Source organism: Desmonostoc muscorum LEGE 12446, from assembly GCF_015207005.2.
GTDB classification, from domain to species: domain Bacteria; phylum Cyanobacteriota; class Cyanobacteriia; order Cyanobacteriales; family Nostocaceae; genus Nostoc; species Nostoc muscorum.
Map to the genome: position 1 here is coordinate 8,352,317 of NZ_JADEXS020000001.1, position 23,038 is coordinate 8,375,354.

The following is a 23,038-nucleotide window of genomic DNA, read 5'->3' on the forward strand; positions in this document are numbered from 1 at the left end:
TTAAGGCGCAGTTCATATTTCTCGCAATCATTAATCTCAAAATATGCGCCTAACACACCCTACAATAATTTTATTTTTACTACGCAGAGAGATTATTCTGACTTCTGAATTCTGACTTCTGAATTCTGACTTCTGAATTCTTCTTCAATATCTGCTACTGGGAAAAAATAGAATATCTATTACTTCACCCACTACCAAACCCAATACTGCTAGTATTGTTAATATCCAAAATGAATCTAGTTTGTTGAAACCAGCAAAACGCATTTCCAAGTCAGCTAAAAGCGTAGTTGCTAATGGTATAAGAAATAGACTAAATAATAACGACCAAGTTGCTACTAAAGCAATTGATGTGCTTAAAAATAAGATGATAACTAAGGCTTTAGAGCCAAATTCCACTAAACGCTCTAACCAAGAAATACTCTTGCGTGTTACAGCTATAACCATAGCAGCGACAAAAGCTCCCACTAACCAAATAATATGATGAGCAGCAAGATACCACCCCAGTAAGGCATAAGCCAGCCAGAGTAACCCTAAAGCCATCAAAGGAATCCTGTAAAAAAATTCCGCATTCATACAGCCAAAGCTTGTAAAAATACTAAGTTCGTATTCTAATTTTAGTAAAAAATAGTTATCCTCGGCAGAGAATTGTACTAACGTTGCTCAGAATATTCCTCTATCTACAGAGCAAATTTAACTACATACTGTTTATCCCACATTCCGCACCCTAACTGTCACAAAGGGGTTATTACTGAGTATTGCCTCTAGAATGAGAGTAAAAGAATACTTTATTGTTTATGTAGGGAGATTATTGACCTAGCCTAAATAATATTTATATTCTCAATAAGCAGCAATAATTATTTATGTTTTCTCGATAGATAAAAACTTATGATTGTTACGAAAATATTTGTATTTAGCTTATGAGATGTCGATTAAAAACCATTATAATTTCTAACTATTAATTTTTATTAATAGTCTCTATCACAAATAAGTTTTCGATATAGTCTGATTACAATTTATAATAGTAGTGACAATTCTCTGGCAGAAAATTCAGAATATATTCTCTTTCTGAAGTCAAATTTGATATTGATATTTCATTGCTTTGACCACATGTCCTGGGCTGATTTTCTCTCCTGGCTCTTGACCGATTAATTCATTAATAATTTCCACCAAGCCTATAGAGTCTATAATCCCTGCTATTATACCCAAATGGTCTAGATTTTGAATTTCGATTTCTTTCAGATTAGACATAGCGATAGAACAGAGTAAACAACATCTGTTCAAATTTTCATATTTTATGTACCTAAAAATCTATTTACTCTTCCGTCAGGTTAGTTCTGACCATTTCTCGACCAACTAATCATAAGTAATCATCATTTATACTATGTCTGCTGGTTAGATAATTGTGTATCAATAAGTATCAAAAAATATAAGTATTTCCGCGATCGCTCTTTGGAGAAAAACTTTTTGGTTTACTGCTAATTATTCTTATTAAGTTTTAAAATACTACTCCTCGTTATAGTTCATAAGTACTATTTAGTGAAAATTAGTTAAGTACTAATGAACTTGTGACAGTTAGGGTGCGGAATGTGGGATACAAGATTTGATGGCTATTTCAGTTTCTTCACGGGCTATATCTAGCCTACAAGCTTGTTTAGGTGTAGCTGCTTACAGAAGTGGTTATTACATGGCTGCTTCAAATATTCCCGAATCAGAAATTGGGCGGAACTGGTTGCTAGAAAAAGCTTTCCCTAACCTGCTTGATTTTTATCAAACAGGTCGGTTGAGTGGAAAGCAATAATTAATATTCTGCTGTTGGTTAATAAAGACAAATTTATATTTATGAAAAAATACTTATTTATACAATACTTTTGCCAAAAGAAGAGTCTACAAAAATTAAAAAAGCCTTGCGATAAACCTGGAAGGAATTTTTAGGACTGATTGTTTTTGCCCAGCTTCGGAGAAATGGGAGTTTGTACATCAACTCACCCTCTTAAATTGGCGAAGGTATTGTTACCCTTGATAAATTGTTTAATTCCCCCCTTCTTCCCTATCTTGATAAAATTTCAGAAGATGAAAAATATGATAGCTGGATTGCTGTATAGTTTGAGTTATGCCAGATTATCCTTTCAAGAGTTGTTCTATGATTGCTCTACCTGGTATTGCCATCCAAGACAAGATATACGAAAGTTCTAATTCTCTGGTTTATCGGGGCATTAGAGACGATGGAGTAGCGATCGTAGTAAAAATACTCAAGCAAGATTATCCCTCACCTCAAGAATTAACCCGCTACAGACAGGAATATAAAATTACCCGTTCGCTGAATCTGGAAGGAGTTGTCAAGGCATACAGCCAGCAGGACTATCAACGCACTCTGGTGATTATCTTAGAAGATTTTGGGGGAGAGTCCCTAGAGCAATGGATTCACAAGCACCCAGACATATTCTGCCCCATGCCTTTATCCACTTTTCTTGGTCTGGCGATCGCCCTCACCGACATTCTTGGCAGAATCCATGCAGCCAATGTAATTCATAAAGATATCAACCCTGGAAACATAGTCTTTAATCTGGAAACTGGCATTGTCAAAATAATTGACTTTGGGATTGCCACCCAATTTAATCGCACGAATCCGACGTTCAAAAGTCCCCATGTGTTAGAAGGCACGCTTGCCTATCTGTCGCCAGAGCAAACCGGGCGGATGAACCGGATGCTCGACTATCGCACCGATTTCTACTCGCTAGGCGTAACCTTCTACGAACTGTTAACTGGACAGCTACCGTTCCCCACTCAAGACATCCTGGAGCTAGTTCATTGTCATATTGCCAAACCGCCGATTCCTGTGCATGAATTGAACGCCACGATTCCCAAACCCATTTCAGGGATAATTTTGAAGTTGATGGCGAAAAATGCGGAGGATCGCTATCAAAGTGCCTGGGGCATCAAAGCGGATCTAGAACGCTGCGCCGGGCAACTGGCAGAAATGGGTCAGATCAACGCCATGTCGTTGGGAGTGCAAGATGTTTCAGAACAGTTTTGCATTCCTCAGAAACTGTATGGACGAGAAGCCCAGACTAAAGCATTATTGGCGGCGTTTGACAGAGTGGTTAGAAAAGAGACGTTTGGCGAAATTTGTCAACTAGAGAAAGGCATAGAAAATACTCAATTCAATATCGAACTCATGCTCGTTGCTGGTTACGCTGGCGTTGGCAAAACAGCATTGGTGCAAGAACTCTATAAACCCATCACAGCAAAGCACGGCTATTTCATATCGGGTAAATTTGACCAATTCAGGCGCAATATTCCCTACAGCGCTATTGTGGATGCCCTGCAAAAGTTGGTGCAGCAACTTCTGGGGGAACCGGATGAGCAAGTGCAACAGTGGCGATCGCGTCTACTCACTGCTTTGGGAAGCAACGGACAAATTATCGTAGATGTCATTCCCGAAGTTGAGTTCATTATTGGCAAGCAGCCACCTGTGTCCGAAGTTGGAGCAACAGAAGCACAGAATCGCTTCAATCTCACATTTCAAAGATTTGTGCGGGCGTTTTGTGCAAAAGAGCATCCCCTAGTCATTTTCTTAGACGATCTACAGTGGATTGATTCTGCGACGTTGAAGTTAATCGAACTCATCTTACTTGATGAGCAAATCCAGTATCTGTTTTTGATCGGAGCCTACCGAGATAACGAACTGACTCCAACGCATCCGTTGGTCTTAACGCTAGAGAAGCTGCGAAAAGGGGGAGCAGTACTTCAGGAAATCATCCTGACCCCCTTAACACTGGAACCGTTAAGCCAACTGATAGCTGAGACATTACATCACAATCCTGACATCGTTCGTTCCCTAGCCCAAGCTGTGTCACGTAAAACCGAGGGCAACCCTTTCTTTGTTGGTGAATTTTTGAAGCTGCTGCATAGCGAAAACCTGTTAACCTTTGATGCCCAACAGTTGAGTTGGCAGTGGAATTTAACTGAGATTGAAGCTCAAGATATCACCGATAATGTGGTGGAGTTGCTGCTGCGTCAATTGCGAAAATTACCGGAAGCAACACAGCAAACTCTCTGCATCGCGGCTTGTGTTGGGTCTGAGTTTGATTTAGAAACGTTGGCGATCGTTTGCGAAAAATCACCGAAAGCAATTTTCCAGGATTTATTAGAAGTAATACAAGCGGGATTAATTCAACCTCTGTCTGAATTGGACGAAGATTTGTTAGTTCAAGAGTATAAGTTTCTGCACGATCGCGTTCAGCAAGCGGCTTATGCTTTGATTGATGAATCGCAGAAACAGGTTGTTCATCTCCAAATCGGTCGCAATTTGCTCGAAAAAACTTCACCAGAGCAACGATCTGATCGGTTGTTTGAAATCATCGATCATCTCAATCAAGGACTTGAGCTAGTCACTGCTCGATCAGAACGAACTGAAATTGCCAGATTGAATTTAATGGCAGGTCAGAAAGCAAAGGCAGCAACGGCTTATGAAGCAGCTTTTAAGTATTTCACTACAGGGCTTAAACTCCTCAATTGGGAGAGTTGGCTCAGTGAGTATGATCTCACCTTAGCGCTGTACTCAGAAGCAGCAGAAGCGGCGTATCTCCAAGGTTGCTTTGATGAGATGGAACAGTTGGTAGAAGTGGTACTTGATCGCGCTAAGACAGTACTTGATAAAGTGCAGGTTTACGATAGCAAAATTCAAAGATATTTGTCACAGAGCAACCTGAAAGAAGCACTCAAAATTGGCTTGGAAGTGTTGAAGCTTCTGGGAGTGATTTTACCAGAAAATCCAAGTGAGTTAGATGTTCGAGGCGAATTGGAGTCAACGGCGGCACTACTCGCCCAACGAGAAATTGAAGACTTGATCAATTTACCAGAGATGACTGCACCAGAACCGCTAGCAGCAATGTCAATCCTAGCGAATATAGGGTCTGCGGCATTCATAGCATCACCAGCACTGGTGATACTGATTGCTTGCAAAATGGTGAATTTATCAATCAACTACGGCAATGCTACCTGGTCACCACTGAGTTATGCTGGCTACGGGTTTGTTCTATGTGGAGTTGTTCAAGACATTGAACTCGGATATAAATTTGGTCAATTGGCTCTTAGCTTAGCGGAACGATTGAATACCAAAAAAGGCAAGGTTAAAGCATTACACATATTTAGTTACCATGTTATGCAATGGAAAGTACATCTTAAGGAGACGATACCACTGCTGGTTGAGGCTTATCAGGAAGGAGTGGAAACCGGAGACTTTGAAATCGCTAGTTATGTTGCATATACCGTGTGCCACCACTCGTTTTTCGTCGGTGAGGAACTCACCCAACTGGAACAGAAAATGGCAACCTACAGCAAAGCGGTTGATCGAATCAGACGGGAAAGCCCCTCGACTTGGATTGCGATAGTGTGGCAGACCATTCTTAATTTGTTAGATAGGGCTGAGAATTCCAGCCGCTTAGTTGGTCGGGTGTTTAATGAAGAGGAGGCGTTACCACACGCTATTGCAGTTAAAGATGGAATTGCAATTCAAATACTCTATTTGCACAAAGTCATGTTGTGTTATCTATTTGGAGAACACCATCAAGCTGTACAGACTGCTATTTTGGCAAGGCGACATTTTGAAGAAGCGTCGGCAATAAAGCTTTTACCTGTATTCTGTTTCTATCATTCTCTAGCGCTTTTGAGCCTATTGCTTGATGCTTCAAACTCTGAAAAATTAGCTTTGCTAAACTGTGTTAACACCAACCAAGAAAAGATGCAGAAATGGGCAGAACACGCCCCAATGAATTATCTACATAAATTTCATCTAGTCGAGGCAGAGAAAGCACGAGTCTTAGGGCAATTCTTTGAGGCCGAGGAACTTTATGAACGAGCGATCGCAGGTGCTGCTGAAAATGAGTATATCCAGGAAGAAGCACTCGCTTATGAATTAGCGGCTAAACATTATCTGGCGCGAGGTCGGTCAAAAATTGCTCAAACCTACATGAAAGAGGCGCACTATTGCTATGATCGCTGGGGCGCAAACGCTAAAGTCAAAGACTTAGAAACTCGCTATCCACAGTTCTTTCCTCAGTCGTCTAGAGCCGCTTCCACATCAATTCCTATTACTGCTGAAACTATCACTAATCCCTTCCATACTGCTTTCGATTTAGCAGCAGTGATGAAAGCTTCACAGGCGATTTCTCGTGAAATTGAACTGAAGCAATTGCTGCGATCACTGATGCAAACTTTAATTGAGAATGCTGGCGCACAAACCGGATATCTGATTTTAGAAAACTCAGGAGAATGGTCGATTGAAGCGGCTTGTGAACTCAATACCGATGAGAATGCTTGTGCGACTCAGGTGTTACAGTCTATTCCAATCGCCGATCAATTGCCAGAATCAATCATTCAATATGTGATTCGGACTCTGAAGCCTGTCACCTTAAATGATGCGACTCGTGAAGGTGCTTTTATTAATGAGCCATACATTCAACAGAACCAGCCTCAATCAGTTTTCTGTTTGCCGCTGCTGAATCAAGCCAAGCTGGTCGGTGTATTGTATTTAGAAAATCGGTTAGCAGCTGGAGTATTTACACCAGAGCGATCGCAGGTCTTGCAGCTATTATCGACTCAAGCAGCGATCGCCATCGAAAATGCCAACCTTTACTCAGAACTGCAAGCTAAGGAAAGCAAGATCACTCAGTTCCTTGAAGCGATTCCGGTGGGAATTGCGATCGTGGATGCGGCGGGTCGCCCTTACTATACCAACCAATGCGGCAATCAACTCACGGGCAAAGAAACTGATACTTCCATAGCACCGGAGCAGATATCAGAGGCTTATCAGCTTTATGTAGCGGGAACGGATCAAATCTATCCAGCGGAGAGCTTGCCTATTGTGCGGGCATTAAGGGGCGAACGCATTAGGACTGAAGATATAGAAATTCGTCGAGATCATGTCACAATTCTAGTTGAGGCACGGGGAACACCAGTTTTTGATCAACAGGGCAATATCACTTATGCGATCGCTACCTTTCAGGACATTACAGAGCGCAAACAAGCCGAGAAACTCCTAGCCGACTACAACTGCACTTTAGAGCAACAGGTCGCAGAACGAACTGCTGCGTTACGACAAAGTGAGGCCAATTACCGTAACCTGATTCAAACTGCGAATTCAATCATCCTTCGCACGGATAGGCAAGGACGAATTCGATACATGAATGACTATGGACTGAGCTTTTTTGGTTATGAGGAAGATCAGATTTTAGGGCGTACCCTACTGGAAACAATCGTTCCAGAAACCGAAACATCTGGACGCGATCTCAAGCAGTTTGTTCACGATCTGTTTCACAATCTTGAAGCTCCCTTGCCTCAAGCTTACTTGCAAACCGAGAATGAAAACCTTTGTCGAAACGGTAGACGGGTTTGGATTGCCTGGTCGAATCAAGCCATCTTCAATGAACAGGGAGATGTCGTTGAAATCTTATCGGTTGGCAATGACACCACCCAGCGTAGACAAGCAGAAGAGGCATTACAACGCAGTGAAGCTAAGTTCCGCAATATTTTTGAAAACTCACAGGTTGGCATCTTCCGCACCCGCCTCTCGGATGGATTACTTCTCGATGCCAATCAACGCTATGCCAATCTGCTTGGCTTTGATTCATCAGAGGAGATGATTGGGCTTGAACACGCCACAGACTACTATGTAAATCCCAGCGATCGCCAACAATTCCTTGAGGTGCTGAAGCGGGATCGGGAAGTGCGAAGCTATGAAGCACAGGGGCGAAAACGAGATGGGACAGTGTTTTGGGGACTTTTCTCTGCTTATCTGAATGCAGACGATGACTACATTGAAGGGGTGATTGCGGATATTAGCGATCGCAAGCAAGCAGAAGCCGCTCTACAAACGAGTGAAGAACGACTACGCTTAGCATTAACCGCTTCAAATCAAGGACTCTACGATTTCGATTTAAAGACTGAAGAAAGAATTGTTAACCCGGAATACGCTTTAATGCTGGGCTACGATCCAGCAACATTCCACGAAAACATTCCTGAATGGATTGCTCATTTGCATCCTGATGACAGAGAATCAGTTGTCGCAACCTACCGTGCTTGTATTACTGGAGAAATCCCCAACTTTCAAGTAGAGTATCGCCGTCGTACCCAGGATGGTCAGTGGAAATGGATTCGTTCTGTCGGCAAAATTGTTACCTGGAATGAATCCGGTGAACCCATCCGAGCGTTGGGAGTTGTTACGGATATCAACGATCGCAAGCAAGCAGAAGCAGCCCTACAAGCCTCAGAGTCAAAGCTACGGACTCTAATTGAGGCAATTCCCGATCCATTATTTGTACTGACTGCTGAAGGGCGATTCCTTGAAATAATCGTACAGGAACCAAATCTGCTATGGCAACCCTTTGAGGAGATGATTGGTCAAACCATGCATCAACTCGGAGAGGAACAAGCTGATGAATTTCTAAGTTATATTCAGCAAGTGCTGAGAACCCAACAAATCCTCACAGTCGAGTATAGTGCGTTTCTAAATGGACGAGAAGCCTGGTTTTCGGCTCGCATTGCCCCAATCAATCACGATCAGGTGATTTGGCTGTCGCGAGATATTACGGCGCTGAAGCAAGCAGAAGAAGCCTCAATTTTAGAGGAGCGCAACCGCATGGCACGCGAAATTCACGACACACTCGCTCAGTCGTTTACAGGTATTCTGGCTCAGGTCGGAGCTGCAAACCAGGTGCTAACGGATGATGTAGAAGCAGCTCAGGCACATCTATACCTGATCAAAGAATTGGCGCGAACTGGACTGGTTGAAGCGCGGCGATCGGTAGTAGCGCTCCGTCCTCAGCTTTTGGAGGAAGGCAGTTTACAGAGCGCTCTACATCGTCTCGTCTCTCAAATCAGGGCTGCTGCAACTGACACCACCTTATATTATGAGATTGAGGGTGCAGTGTATTCTCTACCCACTGAAGTCGAGAATAACCTACTACGGATTGGGCAGGAAGCATTAACCAATGCGATCAGACACGCCAATGCTGATGAAATCCGAGTAGAACTAGTCTACGATCGCGATCGATTCTGCTTGCGCGTGAAAGACAATGGACAGGGCTTTGGAGTTGGCAGTATTCCAGCCTCTGAGGGATTTGGCTTACTCGGCATGAGCGAGCGAGCAGAGCGCATCGGCGCACAACTCACGATTAGGAGTCAACCCGGACAAGGAACAGAGATGATTGTCACCGTCAATTGGGAGTAGCATCACCATGAGCCAAGCCATAACCATTCGGGTTCTGATTGCAGACGATCATGCCATTTTTCGGCAAGGTTTAGCCACGATTATTAACCGTGACCCAGAGATGCAGGTGATTGCCCAAGCTGAAAATGGTGAACAGGCGATCGCCTTATTTGGGGAACACCAACCAGATGTAACGCTAATGGATCTGCGAATGCCTGAAGTGGAAGGAGTTGCCGCCATTGGTGCAATTTGTGCGATCGTTAAATCTGCTCGGATTATTGTACTGACCACGTATGATAGTGACGAAGATATTTATCGGGGATTGCAGGCAGGCGCAAAAGGATATTTGTTGAAAGAAACTGAACCTGACGAGCTTCTGAATGCGATTCGCACCGTTCATCGGGGTCAGAAGTATATTCCGCCCGATGTGGGAGCAAAGTTAGTTCAACGTCTCAGCAATCCAGAACTGAGTGAAAGAGAACTAGAAGTACTCCGCTCACTGGCGCAGGGGATGAGTAATGCCGATATTGCGACTGCTTTAAGTATCGGTGAAGGCACGGTTAAATCTCATGTTAATCGGATTTTGAATAAGTTAGATGTGAGCGATCGCACCCAAGCTGTAATTGTTGCCGTTAAACGCGGCATTGTAAGTTTGTAGGATGTACTTTCGATCAAATTCGGATTCTAACTTAAGTTAGAGCCTACCTTATATCTTAAGAAGGAGCGGCTGCTCCATCAAATTACAGCCTAAAAATGTTAACTCACTGTAGACGACAACTAAAACCCAATTGCTTATATTGAATTCATGTGGATTGAGCAAGTGAATCGCAAGGTTCCATGCTTGATACAGATGTAGAAAGATGATCGACGACCATAGTTCCAGTTCTTTAGTTGTGCCAGCTTCAACCCAAGATCACAGTCAAGGTGTGCTAAGTGCCGCCGTAGTATTAGTGATGTATGGGGATTATCAATGTCCTAGAAGTGCAGCCGTTTACAAGCTGATTAAAATCATTCGGCAAGAGCTTACGGTTTCTTTTGGAGAGGATTATTTATGTTTTATCTTCCGCCATTTTCCACAGATCCAGATTCATCCCCAGGCACAACGGGCAGCCCAAGTCGCCGAAGCCGCCGAAGTCCAAGGAAAGTTTTGGTTAATGAGCGATACTTTATTTGACCATCAACAAAGGTTGGATAACGGTTATCTTGTCGAGTACGCCAATGATTTAGGGCTTGACATTCCTCAATTTCTCAAAGAGTTGTCTAAACAAGTGCATGTCGATCACATCAACGAAGATATTGAAGGCGGAATGCAGAGTGGAGTGACGACTGCCCCAGCCCTGTTTATCAATGGAATTCGGTATACCGAGCGCTGGAACACGACGGAGTTGATGGCTGCCATGATTGCTGCAAGTCATTAAGTTCCCCGATCTTTGCTCTCAATTCATATCTGACTTGTCTGTAAGTACTCTAAACTATCAAATTTTGATAGCTAGATTTTGCCTGTTTCGCTGAAAAAAACTGCCGCTTTTTGAACCATGCCAAAAATTACCATGCCAACAACTGAGTTCTTTCGTATTGATTTAGTCAATTACAAATCAGTATTTCATTGAGGATAATTCTATGCCGCATTTATTAGTACAAGGCAAGAATAATTCTGGGCATGAAGGTACACCTCAGACTGGTTCTCTTCGCGACTCCTCAGTTAATCATGCCCTGATTGCGATCGCGCAAGAAGTCACTGAGTTGCTGAGACAAACTTACCCGATACAAACTGACGAAATTGAAACAGGAGAAACAGAATGATACTGCAAGATAAAGTGGCGTTAGTCACTGGCGGAACTTCAGGAATTGGTCGTGCAACCGCGTTAGCATACCCCTACGGGGAAGCAAGCTACGCGTAGCGTTCCGTAAAGCCTGCGGCATCGCTTCGCGTCGGGCGCAGCCTCTGTCTACGACACGCTCCGCGAACGTAGAGAAGGAAAGCTTAACGTTCGCGTAGCGTCTCGCAGAGAAGTTACCGCATTTGGTGCTGCTGGAGCAAAGGTAGTATTCTCAGGCAGACGCGATGCAGAAGGTGAAAAAACTGCCAAACTGATTCGCGAAACAGGCGCTGAATGCTTATACGTCCATTGAAACAAGTTCACTAACATCACAAGAATCTGACAAATCATTTTAAGAATCTGAAAGCAGTCAAGCATTGGAACTCAAGACACTTTAGATAGATAGAACCAGGAGTATTTAATCATGGTCAAAGAGCAAACTGTAGACGGACAAGCAAATTTACAAGCAACTACCAATTTGACACCAGCCCAGGAGTATTTGCAAGCACTTTGGGAAGAGCATTTACAGTACGAGTTTGGCACTCACAGTACTGAAGATGCCCTCGCTACGATGGTTGAAGATGCTTACGTTAACCACATCCCGGTAATGACTGGGGGAGTCGGGAAACCAGCACTGCGCGAGTTTTATTCCAAATACCTCATTCCACAGATGCCGCCGGACACGGAGTTGACCCTAATCTCGCGCACGATCGGGACAGATCAACTCGTGGATGAAATGATGGCTAAGTTCACTCATACTGTTTGGATGGAATGGATATTACCCGGCGTTGCTCCCACCGGAAAACGGGTGGAAGTGCCAGTAGTAGCGATCGTCCAGTTCCGTGACGGCAAACTAGCCCACGAACACATTTACTGGGATCAGGCAAGTGTATTGGTTCAAGTCGGCTTGCTCGATCCGGGTACACTTCCCGTCGTGGGCGTTGACAGTGCGCGTAAGGCGATCGATCCCAACTTACCTTCAAACACACTAATCGAGCGCGACTAAGTGTAGGAGCCAGCAAACATCAATACCCAAACCCGCCATTTTGCAACCAGGATCGTTCAGTGTCAGCCCGCAGCAGCCATCGAGAAAGATGTCAGCGACGTGTACATCCAGCACAAAGAAAGCGGTGTCCGACGGGAAGCAGGCTTTCATCGAATATTTTGAGAGGATAGCGAAAGAATATCCGGGCAAGTGCGTCCAGTTTAAGCGCGTCTTCGCTGAAGGCGATTATGTAGTCTTGCATTGCTACCAACAATGGCCGGACGACAACGACTGGGCAGGCATCGACATCTTCCGCCTGGATGATAAAGGCAAGATAGTCGAGCATTGGGACGTGCTACAGACTATCCCGGAAGCGTCGGCTAACGATAACACGATGTTCTAAACAGTTGAGTGCTGGTCGTGTGAAGGCCGGGTTGTACAACGGCACTGTTTATTCTAAATCAAGGAGAGTTGGCACAGATGGAATCTATGAAAGCAGCCGTATTAACTGCGTTTGGTGATGCTGAGAAGTTTGAGATTCAAACGGTTCCCACACCAACACTGAAGGCAAATCAGGTGTTAGTCAGAGTTTGTGCAACCTCGATTAACCCGGTCGATTACCAAACTCGTCGTGGTGATTACAAGGAACTGGTTCAATTACCCGCTATCCTTGGAGTCGATGTTTCAGGGGTGATTGAGGCAATTGGCGAAGCTGTGACTGATTTCAAGGTGGGAGACAACGTGTACTACTCGCCGCAAATTTTTGGAGAATTCGGTAGCTACGCTCAGTATCATGTGGCTGATGCAGCGATTGTTGCATTGAAGCCTGCAAATCTATCGCACATTGAAGCAGCTTCTTTTCCACTTGCAGGCGGAACGGCTTGGGATTGTCTAGTGACTAGGGGCAACCTACAAGTTGGTGAAACAGTTCTCATCCATGCGGGTGCGGGTGGAGTGGGTTCGATCGCAGTTCAACTCGCCAAAGCAATAGGGGCATACGTTTTTGCGACGTGTAGTTCTAGAAACCGAGATTTCGTGACAGAACTGGGCGCAGATCGAGTGATTGATTACAAAAATGAAGATTACGTAGAAGTCATTCGTCAAGAAACAAATGGACTGGGTGTGGATTTAGTTCTAGATACAATCGGCGGAGAAACAATTCAGCGTAGTCTAGAAATCATTCGTCCCTTTGGTAGGCTTACAAGCATTGTAGACATTGCAATACCGCAATCGCTTCTTGAAGCATGGGGTAAGAATCTGACGATTCATTTTGTTTTTTCACCCCAGTACCGAGCAAAATTAGAGGCTTTGACAAAACTCATCGAGCGTCATCAGCTTCGCCCAGTGATTGATTCAGTATTTTCTTGGGATCAGGTCGTTCTGGCACATCAGCGTCTAAAGCAGGGAGGAACACGGGGCAAAATTGTGCTGAAGTTTACAGAAAAGTAGACCAGCTTTACGGCGTTGGTAATTGCTAAACGGATCGGAGTTTGATTGTGTGCTGAAGGTCAATATTGATTGGGACAGGAGAAACAGGATGATACTGCAAGATAAAGTGGCTTTAGTTACTGGAGGAACATCGGGAATTGGTCGTGCAACCGCGATCGCTTATGCCCAACAACAAGCAAAGGTGGTGGTGGTGGGTCGTCGAATGGATGAAGGTGAAGAAACTGTTCGATTGATTCAGAAAATTGACGGAGAGGCTATTTTTGTGCAAGCAGATGTCACGAAAGAAGCTGATGTTAAGGCAATGGTTGATAAAGCGGTTGGCGTTTTTGGTCGGTTAGATATTGCCTTCAACAATGCAGGAATGGTCGGCGAAAATCCTTCATTGATTGAGCAAACAGAAGCTGAATATGACCGCACGATGAACGTCAATGTCAAAGGCGTTTGGTTGTCGATGAAATATGAAATCGCTCAGATGTTGAAACAGGGAAGTGGTTCGATCGTCAATACATCATCTGGGGCTGGAGTCGTTGCAGTTCCTACCCAATTCCTCTACACCGCGAGTAAACATGCAGTAATAGGCTTAACAAAAGCCGCCGCGCTCCAATATGCCAAAGCGGGGATTCGCATCAATGTCGTTGCACCAGCAGCAATCGAAACAGATATGTTTGAAGCAGCTACAGGTGGGCAGGATGAGGTCAAAGCTTACATAACAGGACTCCATCCGATCGGACGAATTGGAACACCGCTTGAAGTTGCAAATGCAGTTCTGTTTTTATCATCTGACCTGGCATCGTTCATAACAGGTGAAACGTTGATGGTAGATGGTGGGTATGTAGCGCAGTAGTCGCTCGGCAGTGCAAGACGACAACACTTGCAGGCAATGTTGCACTGGTAACGGACGGTTCTCGCGGTTTAGGGGTGGCAATCGTAGGGTATGCGAAAGGTGTTCAAGATTCCAAATCTGAGCGTCGAAGCTCAATCGGAAGAAAATCAAAAAAGAGAATTGTACGATGAAAATACGCTACGGGTTTCGACAGGTTGACGATGTCGATGTGTTCTACCGCGAAGCGGGGGCAAGCGACGCGCCGGTAATACTGCTGTTACATGGCTTTCCGACCGCTAGCCACATGTTCCGCGACCTGATCCCTTTGCTCGCCGATCGCTTTCGGATCGTCGCGCCGGATTTGCCTGGTTTCGGACAGACCAAGGCACCGCCACGCGGGGCATTCGACTACAGGTTCGACCGCCTTGCTGACGTAATCGAGGGCTTCGTCGATGCTTTGTCGCTCGATCAATACGTACTCTACATCTTCGACTACGGTGCGCCAGTAGGTTTGCGTTTGGCGATGCGCTATCCTGAACGGATATCTGCGATCGTCTCGCAGAACGGCAACGCCTACCTTGAGGGTTTCAGTGACGAATGGGGTACATGGGAAGCCTATTGGCGCGAACCGAGCGCAGCAAACCGGGAAGCCTGCCGACCCTCGCTCGCACCGGACACAATCCGGAACTGGCAGTATGGTACTGGAGCCGATCCAACCCTTCTGTCGCCCGATGGCTACGAACTCGACATCGCCTACATGGGTCGGCCAGACGCGGAGGAGATCCAGCTCGATCTGATCCTCGACTACCGCAGTAACGTCGCGCTCTATCCAGCTTTCCAGTCCTACTTTCGTGAGCAACGTCCGCCGCTTCTCGCCGTCTGGGGTCGTCATGATCCGGCATTTCTGCCCGCTGGTGCTGCCGCTTATCAGCGAGATCTCCCGAATGCAGAGATTCACCTGCTCGACGCCGGACATTTCGCGCTGGAGACTCATGCAGAGGAGGTGGCAACGTTGATCCGCGCGTTCCTCGACAGAACGCTCGGTTCCACGCTGCGTCTTGAAGGTGATTGCACAAGAATCTGACAAAACACCCTAAGAATCTGAAAGAAACCGAGCATTAGGAGTCATTACACTCAGACTATGAAAACAGCAGATAGGAAGCAAAAACACATTCTTCGCGACAAGGGACATTCCATGAAACTCTATTATATGCCCAGTGCTGTTCGCTGGCTGATCTCATCGTTCTTGAATGGATTGGTATGTCGCACGAAATCGTCAGGATGAGTCTTGAAAGCATCAAGTCACCAGACTATAGCTGTAGCCAATTAGATTAGGACACAGACTATAAGTCAAGATGGTCGCCGTAAAACAACCATCATTAATCACGTAACTAAAAAGGAGTTTGATCGTGCAGAACATCACACTTGACACTATCACTGAAGCCGTCATTAATCATGGCGATCGCGGTAAATCTCACCCGCGACTGTATGAAATTTACACGAGCTTCGTTCGACATTTGCATGACTTTGTGCGTGAGGTGAATCTGACTGAATCAGAGTTGCAGCAGGGACGTAATTTTCTCAACCGGGTCAGTCATCACACTCAGGAGATTCCCGCTGGAGAAATGCAGGCGTTAACAGATCTACTGGGAATTTCAGAGTTGGTAGAATTGCTGCACGATGCTCATCGCGGTACAGAAAGCAATTTAGAAGGACCCTTGTATGTGCCGAATGCACCAGAACGGCAGATGGGCGATCGCTTGGGTATTGATGCAGAAGGAGACTCACTTTTCCTGTCAGGCAGGGTTTTAGATTTGAACGGTCAACCGCTCGCCAATGCTCTGATTGATGTTTGGCAACCCAATTCCCAAGGATTATATGATGTCCAAGAGCCATCTCAGCCGTTGGGGAATTTTCGCGGACGTTTCAAAACGAACAAGAGTGGAAAGTATATGTTTGAAACTGTCGTGCCACTAGGTTACAAAGTGCCAAGCAGTGGTCCATGTGGCGAGTTGCTGGGACTCTTGGGACGGCATCCCTGGCGGGCGGCTCACATCCATTTCAAACTCAGTGCTCCGGAGTACACTCCACTGACAACACAAACTTTTATTGCTGGCGATCCTCACCTGGATTCAGATACAACCTTTGCCGTGCGATCGGCGATCGTTCAATTGCAAAAGCACGAAGCACTAGACGAACTCAAGGCACACAATCAAAGTAAACCGTTTTACACGACTGAGTTTGATTTTGTGTTGAAACCCGCTACTCTCTAGCGGAGAATCATCAAGCAATGGTTGCACATTATGTCTACACCATCAATCCAGAACAATCTGCTAATTGGCATTTGGAAGTTAATTTCTGCAACTGCCATTTACGCTGATGGAACGGTGACTCCAGACGTGTATGGAACTCATCCGGTTGGCTACATCACTTACACATCAGATGGTCACATGATGGTGATGTTTTCTAGGAGCGATCGCTCACCGCTGAGTCAGGAGGTCAGATCACCGCTGACTCCCCAGATGCAATCTTTACCCGTGGAAGAGCTTGCTCAAGCATTTACAACATTCAATGCTTACGCTGGAACTTATACGTTGAGTGGCAACACAGTAACTCACCAGATCAAAATTGCATCAATTCCTAATCGCGTTGGTACAACGTTAGTTCGCACCTTTACTCTTAATGAGAGCCGACTAACGCTCGTGACGCCGCCAGTCTTGAGTGATGGTGTTGAAGCGGTTTTTGAGCTGCTGTGGGAACGCATTATAGCAAGGGGAGTTCGTTGTCGATAACGAAGTAGAGGCAAGTACGATCACTTTTCACTCACTGAAAACGTCGCTATCCTCGGTTATCTCGACGGACGAAACTGGCTCACTGGCGAACGATCGATTGCCGCTCCCTACCTGTTCGTCATTCTGCGCTGGGCGATCAACACTCAGGCTGGTTGTCATTCCCGGCGGGCCGCACGCCATCAACTGGACTCACGCTGATCAGATCAATCCCCTGTTGCTGGACTTTCTTCAGCAGGAATAATCAGTGATCTGCTGCATTTCTGGCTTGCGAAAAAACTCTGTGATTCACCCCGTTGAGTCAGACTCACACGCTAGGGCGTGTCTGAAAAGTAAACATTGAATGGAGACTTATAGCGATGTCTAAAAATCCAAAAATCGGCTTAGAAGGACTGCTTCGTCCAGAAGATAGCATCCTGGTACTGATTGACCACCAGCCTTACCAGTTCACCAACTTGAACAGCCATGAACCTACGATGATCATTAACAATGTTATTGGTCTTGCTAAATCGGCAAAGGTGTTCAATGTACCAACAATCCTTACCACAGTCATTGAAGAGAGAGGAGGTTACATCATTAAGGGACTACAGGATGTTTTTCCTGATCAAAAACCGATCAACCGCACTTTCATCAATACCTGGGAAGATCCAAACGTTACAGATGTAGTGAAGAAAAGTGGCCGCAAGCAACTTATACTTGCTGCGCTTTACACCGAAATCTGTCTCGCAATGCCAGCAATCCAGGCGCTAGGTGAAGGTTATGAAGTATTCATCGTTACCGATGCTTCGGGTGGTGTTACTGCGGAAGCTCATGACATGGCTGTTCGCCGTATGGTTCAGGCTGGCGCAATTCCAATCAACTGGATGGCTGTACTTGCTGAATGGCAGCGTGACTGGGCACGCACAGAAACATCTGCGGGTGTATCAGATATTATTCTTGAGCATGGCGGTGCTAGTGCGGTGGCCCTTGCCTGGGAACTTCAGCTTCTTGCAACAACCCCTCCAGTGACCTCAGGTGGACACTAATACTTGAGGTTTCCTCTACGGAAGCAACAAGTAAAATAGGAGACAGCATTTTGAAAAAGATAAAATACTGTCTCTGTCTCAAGCGTTATTGATTCATCTGTTGCGCCACTATTCTGAGGTCGTACAAATTATCATGCCTGAGAATAGAAACTTAACTTACAGCTAATTGCAGCAGGCGATCGATTACATTCATGCTCATCTGAATCGTGATTTATCCTTAGCCGAACTAGCAAGTGTAGTTAACATCAGCCCGACTTACTTTGCAAGTTTGTTTAAGCGAACGATGGGGATTTCGCCCCATCAGTACGTGATTCAACGGCGCGTGGAACAGGCAAATTTCTTCTCCAAAATTTACAGATTTTGAACTTGCTCCGATTGTGTAATTGCAAGCCTAAACTTATGCTGCTCCAAAAACTAAACGACTGTGAAGAAATTATCGCTGGAGATGGAACTGTTCTGCGTGAACTGCTTCATCCTGACAAACAAGACATCAACTTGCGTTACAGTTTAGCGTATGCGATCTTGCCTGTTGGCAAAACTTCGATTCCCCATTCTCTAAAGACTTCTGAAGTTTATTACATCATTAGCGGTGTTGGAGAAATGTCGATCGATAGCGAAGTTCGTCGCATTGAACCAGGCGATGCGGTTTACATTCCTCCAAATGCCATTCAGTTCCTTCACAACTACGGCAACGAACCCATTGTTTTCGTTTGTCTAGTTGATCCAGCTTGGCGCAAAGAAGACGAAACGATTTATGCACCAGTCTGATTCATGCAAATCTCACTGCTAGGGATGATTGATCACGATCTTAAGAAACCCAGCTATCGTTTTCAGTCAATGTTCATTGAAACTCTCTAGGAGCCATCATGAGTACTGCTGTAGTGAATAGCGCGTCCCATGTTGGGATGGTTGCTCATGCAGATGCTGTTGCCAAGCTCATCGATTGTGCTGCAACCGCGCTATAGACGAGGCATAAACGCATCCGGCTACAAGCATCTTCTCTAATTAGTACTTGAATCTAACCCATTTCAAGAGAGAACAAGAGAGAACAGACGAGCTTGATTTTCAGATCACATCTACAAGGAGGGATTCTATGTCAACTTTTGTCTTAGTTCATGGCTCCTGGCATGATGGTTCTGCTTGGCAGGCAGTTATTGATCAACTAGAAGCAAAGGGACATAATGCTTTTGCGCCCACGATCGCTGGGCATAGCAAAGGCGTGAACAAAAACGTCAACCATGCTCAATGCACGCAATCGATCGTCGATTACATTGTGAGTAAAGACTTAAACGATATCGTTCTAGTCGGACATAGTTTCGGTGGGACAATTATTGCCAAAGTTGCTGAAGCAATCAGCAATCGCATTCGACGACTCATCTTCTTCAATGCCTTTGTCCTCAATGATGGTGAAAGCCTCAACGATAACACCCCACCGCACTCTCAAGCGTTATCCGATCAGCTAGCGAGACAATCGGGCGATCATACGGTGATGCTACCTTTTGAGATTTGGCGAGAAGCGTTTATCAACGACGCTGACCTCGAACTGGCTCGATCGAGTTACGCACAATTATCGCCCCAAGCGTATCAACCGTGGCTTGACAAGTTAGACCTAAAGCAGTTTTACTCGCTGCCCATCCCCAAAAGCTACCTCTACTGTACAGAAGATAATGTCCTTCCTCAAGGCGATTGGGGTTGGCATCCGAGAATGTCTAACCGCTTGGGGCTATTTCGGCTTGTACAAATGCCCGGTAGTCACGAGGTCATGTTTTCTAACCCGGTTGGTTTAGCAGAAAAGATGATTGTGGCAGGGCGCGACTAGCTGATGGTTGAGATGAACAACAGACAATCGCTTATCCCCGAAACAAGGGCGCTAACCGATCAGAATTTGACCAACTGTTCACCGTTGTCTCCTACCAGGGATACCAAAAAACTATGACCTGTGAACATCTCAACAATCTAACTGTGGAAAACCTGATTTCTAAAGCAGCTTATCCCGTATTTCGTTGTGAAGAGTGCATTAAAATAAATAGCCGCTGGGTACACCTCCGGATTTGCCAAACCTGTGGCAAAATGCTGTGCTGCGATTCTTCTGAGCATCAACATGCTCGCCGTCATTATGAAGCAACCAGTCATGCAGTGGTTAGTTCGGCTGAATTGGGGGAGCAGTGGTTATGGTGTTTTGCAGATGAACAGGGAAAAGACTATTGATAGCGATTCTGATTTCATCTAGATTTCCTTCTCATTTCTTCAACATGTTCTCCTCATGTGGGTGATTTTCATGGCTGTTTCTAATCAAAGTACTCCCATTGATATCGTTTGGCCTAGTTTGCCCTTAGTAGCTTGGCAGGATACCTATGCAACTCTCCATCTATGGACGCAAATCATCGGTAAAATCCGGTTGGCACTGGCACCTAAACTCAATCACTGGTGGCAATCTACTCTTTATGTCACACCGCGTGGACTAACAACCGCTTCAATCCCTTGCGGAACTCGTAACTTTCAAATTAGCTTTGATTTTCTCGACCATCAACTACAAATCGACGCTAGCGACGGCATTACTAAAAAAATTGCACTGGCTCCTCGCTCTGTGGCAGATTTTTACCAAATGGTGCTAATTACATTAAGCGACATCGGCATTGAAGTTCAAATCTGGACAATGCCGCAAGAAGTGTCAGAACCAATCCCGTTCGATCAGGACTATCAACACGCAGCTTATGATCCGGAATATGCACAACGGTTCTGGCGAATTCTTGTGCAAGTTGATCGGGTCATGACCTTATTCCGTTCCCAGTTTATTGGTAAATCCAGCCCTGTGCATTTCTTTTGGGGCAGCTTTGACTTGGCTGTGACCCGTTTCTCTGGTCGTCGTGCGCCAGAACATCCCGGTGGGGTTCCGAATATGGCAGATTGGGTCACGCGCGAAGCCTATTCACACGAAGTTAGTAGTTGCGGCTTTTGGCCAGGAGGTGGGTCAATTGTGGAGCCTGTTTTTTACGCTTACGTTTACCCTATGCCGGAAGGGTTCCATAATTACCCGATCCAACCCACAGAAGCTTTTTACAGCTCAGAGATGCAAGAGTTTATCCTACCCTATGAAGCCGTGAGACAAACTGACGATCCAGATGCAATGCTCCTTGCTTTTTTCCAAAGCACCTATGAAGCAGCAGCCAATTTAGGACATTGGGATCGAGTTGCGCTGGAACATACTCAAAGTTGAGTGTTGGAACTTACTAAACTCAAGTTGGTTAAAACAAAGACAACTTGAATAGAGGAGAAATTCAAATGTCAGACAAAAATAAAGCCATCTTAGAAGAGGCAAACGTGGCGATCGCCCAAGGCAACAATGAAGGATTCTTGTCGTTCTGCGCCGACGACATGGAATGGACATTTGTAGGTGACAAGACCCTTAAAGGAAAAGAAGCCGTTCGCCAATGGATGGCAATGACATACATAGAGCCGCCAAAGTTTAGGGTCGCTAACTTAATCGCTGAGGGTGATTTCGTCACGGCACTCGGCGACATCACCATGAAGGACGAAGACGGGAAAGCGGCTCATTACTCGTACTGCGATGTCTGGCGCTTTCGCGGCGATAATATTGTCGAGTTAAGGGCTTTCGTTATCAAAACCGAGGTCAAGGATGAAACCAGCAGAGCGGCGTAAATCATCTGCAAAAGTCAGGATGTATTCTTGCAAAGCAGAAAGTCCGCCGAGTGATAATCAAGAATTGCTGTAAAGCCGTGAATTTTTTCGCTTTTACTACGATTTCACTTCGCTTATCGACAATCGTTACTGAACAGAGGAACACCATGAATAAGCATAGTGAATTAAAAGTAAAGGTTACACCTTTGAACATAATTTTAGATATTGGGAAATGCATTGATCTATGCTGAAAAATACAACTTTCAAGACATTTGTTACTGCCACAGTAAGTAGTGCGGCTTTTTTGTGTGTAAGTGTTAATAATGCTTATGCTGCTTCTTTCAACTCTATTTCTCGTATTTATGCTTTTGGTGATAGCTATTCAGATAATGGGGCAGCACTTCGGATTACAACAGCAGCAGTTAACTCTGGGGTGCCTGGAGCATTTATATTCCCCCAAGTAGACGTGTATGACTCTGATGGTCGATGGACAAATAATCCCGGCTTAACATCAGTTGAGGTACTAGCAAAACAAAAAAAATTACAATTAACAGATTATGCTGTGGGTGGTGCAAAAAGCGGTAATGGCAATTTAAGTACTTGGCTTGATAAATATCAAAATACTGGTTTATTCGGTCAAATCGAAGAATATAAAGCAGAAGTTAATCGCGTGCCAGATTCTAAGGGATTATACTTCATTTTTATATCTACAAATGACTTATTAGAAAGGTTTTTTAATAATCAGACTGGTTCGGTCGATGTATTAGCTGATGCTGCTGTTAACAATATTGTTTCTGGAATATCACAACTTGCAGTACTAGGTGCAGAACAGTTTTTTGTTGTAAATTCTACAGATTTAGCTGCATTACCACTTTTTGAGCAATACTCAGAAGAGGCAGCTAAGTTTAGAGATGTTATCAATAAAAGTCTTCCCGGTCAACTCGATACCCTGAATAAGCAATTAGGTGTCGAAGTTGCACTGTATGACCATGTTGCAATTAGCAACAAAATTCGCTCTACCCCAGCGACATTTGGTTTTACCAATATAAATGATGCCTGCAAACTTTTATACACCACTGGGGGGTTAGAGCCTGGTTGTTCAACACCTGATAATTATTATTACTTCGACGAGATTCATCCTACTCGTCGTGTACATCAAATCATTGGTGAAGATATGGCCAATTTCTTAGATACACAGAAAATACCAACTGTTCCTGAACCATCAAATGTTGTAGCTTTGATATCTTGTATAGGAATCATATTTGATTTCTGAAAAAGTGTACGAGATAATACGGAGAGA

Annotated in this window: 21 protein-coding genes and 1 pseudogene; 20 read left to right on the forward strand and 2 right to left on the reverse strand. The window is 44.8% G+C overall.

The window, feature by feature from the left end; genetic code table 11:
* Positions 1-144: 144 nt before the first annotated feature.
* The gene (locus tag IQ276_RS34245; RefSeq protein ID WP_190883943.1) at positions 145-573 is read right to left on the reverse strand and encodes a hypothetical protein; all 429 of its coding nucleotides are present in this window, start codon (positions 571-573) and stop codon (positions 145-147) included.
* 519 nt (positions 574-1,092) lie between these two features.
* Positions 1,093-1,248: pseudogene (locus IQ276_RS34250) on the reverse strand (DUF4277 domain-containing protein); the annotation flags it as partial.
* A 355-nt stretch (positions 1,249-1,603) separates the two neighbouring features.
* Between IQ276_RS34250 and IQ276_RS34255 the strand changes: the two are divergent.
* From IQ276_RS34255 to IQ276_RS34350, 20 genes are all read left to right on the forward strand, one after another.
* A complete protein-coding gene (locus IQ276_RS34255) occupies positions 1,604-1,798 on the forward strand; it encodes a hypothetical protein (protein WP_235116215.1) in 195 nt (64 codons plus the stop codon).
* Between the two features lie 342 nt (positions 1,799-2,140).
* On the forward strand, positions 2,141-9,229 hold the full coding sequence (locus IQ276_RS34260; RefSeq protein WP_193914919.1) for a PAS domain S-box protein: 7,089 nt from the start codon (positions 2,141-2,143) through the stop codon (positions 9,227-9,229).
* Positions 9,230-9,236: 7 nt separating this feature from the next.
* Positions 9,237-9,866: a response regulator gene (locus IQ276_RS34265; RefSeq protein ID WP_193914921.1), complete on the forward strand. Its 630-nt coding sequence runs from the start codon at positions 9,237-9,239 to the stop codon at positions 9,864-9,866.
* A gap of 202 nt (positions 9,867-10,068) precedes the next feature.
* Positions 10,069-10,626: a DsbA family protein gene (locus tag IQ276_RS34270; protein WP_193914923.1), complete on the forward strand. Its 558-nt coding sequence runs from the start codon at positions 10,069-10,071 to the stop codon at positions 10,624-10,626.
* A 202-nt stretch (positions 10,627-10,828) separates the two neighbouring features.
* Entirely contained in the window at positions 10,829-11,011 is a 183-nt protein-coding gene (locus tag IQ276_RS34275; protein WP_169222327.1) for a hypothetical protein, read from the forward strand.
* Positions 11,012-11,452: 441 nt separating this feature from the next.
* Positions 11,453-12,034, forward strand: a complete 582-nt coding sequence (locus tag IQ276_RS34280; RefSeq protein ID WP_193914926.1) for an ester cyclase — start codon at positions 11,453-11,455, stop codon at positions 12,032-12,034.
* 124 nt (positions 12,035-12,158) lie between these two features.
* The gene (locus IQ276_RS34285) at positions 12,159-12,416 is read left to right on the forward strand and encodes a nuclear transport factor 2 family protein (protein ID WP_235116216.1); all 258 of its coding nucleotides are present in this window, start codon (positions 12,159-12,161) and stop codon (positions 12,414-12,416) included.
* Positions 12,417-12,493: 77 nt separating this feature from the next.
* On the forward strand, positions 12,494-13,462 hold the full coding sequence (locus IQ276_RS34290) for a zinc-dependent alcohol dehydrogenase family protein (protein ID WP_193914928.1): 969 nt from the start codon (positions 12,494-12,496) through the stop codon (positions 13,460-13,462).
* Positions 13,463-13,550: 88 nt separating this feature from the next.
* Positions 13,551-14,306: an SDR family oxidoreductase gene (locus tag IQ276_RS34295; protein WP_193914930.1), complete on the forward strand. Its 756-nt coding sequence runs from the start codon at positions 13,551-13,553 to the stop codon at positions 14,304-14,306.
* A 166-nt stretch (positions 14,307-14,472) separates the two neighbouring features.
* Positions 14,473-15,369, forward strand: a complete 897-nt coding sequence (locus tag IQ276_RS34300) for an alpha/beta fold hydrolase (RefSeq protein ID WP_193914932.1) — start codon at positions 14,473-14,475, stop codon at positions 15,367-15,369.
* A gap of 325 nt (positions 15,370-15,694) precedes the next feature.
* The gene (locus IQ276_RS34305; RefSeq protein ID WP_193914934.1) at positions 15,695-16,558 is read left to right on the forward strand and encodes a dioxygenase family protein; all 864 of its coding nucleotides are present in this window, start codon (positions 15,695-15,697) and stop codon (positions 16,556-16,558) included.
* Between the two features lie 30 nt (positions 16,559-16,588).
* Entirely contained in the window at positions 16,589-17,077 is a 489-nt protein-coding gene (locus tag IQ276_RS34310; protein WP_193914936.1) for a lipocalin-like domain-containing protein, read from the forward strand.
* Between the two features lie 356 nt (positions 17,078-17,433).
* Positions 17,434-18,099 carry a hydrolase gene (locus tag IQ276_RS34315; RefSeq protein ID WP_193914938.1) on the forward strand — a complete coding sequence of 222 codons (666 nt, stop codon included), beginning with the start codon at positions 17,434-17,436 and terminating at the stop codon, positions 18,097-18,099.
* A gap of 166 nt (positions 18,100-18,265) precedes the next feature.
* A complete protein-coding gene (locus tag IQ276_RS34320; RefSeq protein WP_228042906.1) occupies positions 18,266-18,463 on the forward strand; it encodes an AraC family transcriptional regulator in 198 nt (65 codons plus the stop codon).
* Positions 18,464-18,498: 35 nt separating this feature from the next.
* Entirely contained in the window at positions 18,499-18,867 is a 369-nt protein-coding gene (locus tag IQ276_RS34325) for a cupin domain-containing protein (RefSeq protein ID WP_193914940.1), read from the forward strand.
* A 325-nt stretch (positions 18,868-19,192) separates the two neighbouring features.
* Positions 19,193-19,918, forward strand: a complete 726-nt coding sequence (locus IQ276_RS34330) for an alpha/beta fold hydrolase (protein ID WP_193914942.1) — start codon at positions 19,193-19,195, stop codon at positions 19,916-19,918.
* A 113-nt stretch (positions 19,919-20,031) separates the two neighbouring features.
* Positions 20,032-20,307, forward strand: a complete 276-nt coding sequence (locus tag IQ276_RS34335; RefSeq protein WP_193914943.1) for a UBP-type zinc finger domain-containing protein — start codon at positions 20,032-20,034, stop codon at positions 20,305-20,307.
* Between the two features lie 70 nt (positions 20,308-20,377).
* Positions 20,378-21,316: a DUF5996 family protein gene (locus tag IQ276_RS34340; RefSeq protein ID WP_193914945.1), complete on the forward strand. Its 939-nt coding sequence runs from the start codon at positions 20,378-20,380 to the stop codon at positions 21,314-21,316.
* 65 nt (positions 21,317-21,381) lie between these two features.
* Positions 21,382-21,759 carry a nuclear transport factor 2 family protein gene (locus IQ276_RS34345; RefSeq protein ID WP_235116217.1) on the forward strand — a complete coding sequence of 126 codons (378 nt, stop codon included), beginning with the start codon at positions 21,382-21,384 and terminating at the stop codon, positions 21,757-21,759.
* Positions 21,760-21,982: 223 nt separating this feature from the next.
* Positions 21,983-23,011 (forward strand): SGNH/GDSL hydrolase family protein, encoded by a 1,029-nt coding sequence (locus tag IQ276_RS34350; RefSeq protein ID WP_193925909.1) that lies wholly within the window; start codon positions 21,983-21,985, stop codon positions 23,009-23,011.
* The last annotated feature ends 27 nt before the right edge of the window (positions 23,012-23,038 follow it).

Coding starts and splice junctions, on each gene's coding strand:
- IQ276_RS34265 (WP_193914921.1), top strand. CDS start 9,237: ATGAGCCAAGCCATAACCATTCGGGTTCTGATTGCAGACGATCATGCC.
- IQ276_RS34270 (WP_193914923.1), top strand. CDS start 10,069: ATGATCGACGACCATAGTTCCAGTTCTTTAGTTGTGCCAGCTTCAACC.
- IQ276_RS34345 (WP_235116217.1), top strand. CDS start 21,382: ATGTCAGACAAAAATAAAGCCATCTTAGAAGAGGCAAACGTGGCGATC.
- IQ276_RS34350 (WP_193925909.1), top strand. CDS start 21,983: ATGCTGAAAAATACAACTTTCAAGACATTTGTTACTGCCACAGTAAGT.
- IQ276_RS34275 (WP_169222327.1), top strand. CDS start 10,829: ATGCCGCATTTATTAGTACAAGGCAAGAATAATTCTGGGCATGAAGGT.
- IQ276_RS34315 (WP_193914938.1), top strand. CDS start 17,434: ATGTCTAAAAATCCAAAAATCGGCTTAGAAGGACTGCTTCGTCCAGAA.
- IQ276_RS34255 (WP_235116215.1), top strand. CDS start 1,604: ATGGCTATTTCAGTTTCTTCACGGGCTATATCTAGCCTACAAGCTTGT.
- IQ276_RS34295 (WP_193914930.1), top strand. CDS start 13,551: ATGATACTGCAAGATAAAGTGGCTTTAGTTACTGGAGGAACATCGGGA.
- IQ276_RS34280 (WP_193914926.1), top strand. CDS start 11,453: ATGGTCAAAGAGCAAACTGTAGACGGACAAGCAAATTTACAAGCAACT.
- IQ276_RS34325 (WP_193914940.1), top strand. CDS start 18,499: ATGCTGCTCCAAAAACTAAACGACTGTGAAGAAATTATCGCTGGAGAT.
- IQ276_RS34260 (WP_193914919.1), top strand. CDS start 2,141: ATGATTGCTCTACCTGGTATTGCCATCCAAGACAAGATATACGAAAGT.
- IQ276_RS34290 (WP_193914928.1), top strand. CDS start 12,494: ATGGAATCTATGAAAGCAGCCGTATTAACTGCGTTTGGTGATGCTGAG.
- IQ276_RS34310 (WP_193914936.1), top strand. CDS start 16,589: ATGTCTACACCATCAATCCAGAACAATCTGCTAATTGGCATTTGGAAG.
- IQ276_RS34335 (WP_193914943.1), top strand. CDS start 20,032: ATGACCTGTGAACATCTCAACAATCTAACTGTGGAAAACCTGATTTCT.
- IQ276_RS34245 (WP_190883943.1), bottom strand. CDS start 573: ATGAATGCGGAATTTTTTTACAGGATTCCTTTGATGGCTTTAGGGTTA.
- IQ276_RS34340 (WP_193914945.1), top strand. CDS start 20,378: ATGGCTGTTTCTAATCAAAGTACTCCCATTGATATCGTTTGGCCTAGT.
- IQ276_RS34330 (WP_193914942.1), top strand. CDS start 19,193: ATGTCAACTTTTGTCTTAGTTCATGGCTCCTGGCATGATGGTTCTGCT.
- IQ276_RS34300 (WP_193914932.1), top strand. CDS start 14,473: ATGAAAATACGCTACGGGTTTCGACAGGTTGACGATGTCGATGTGTTC.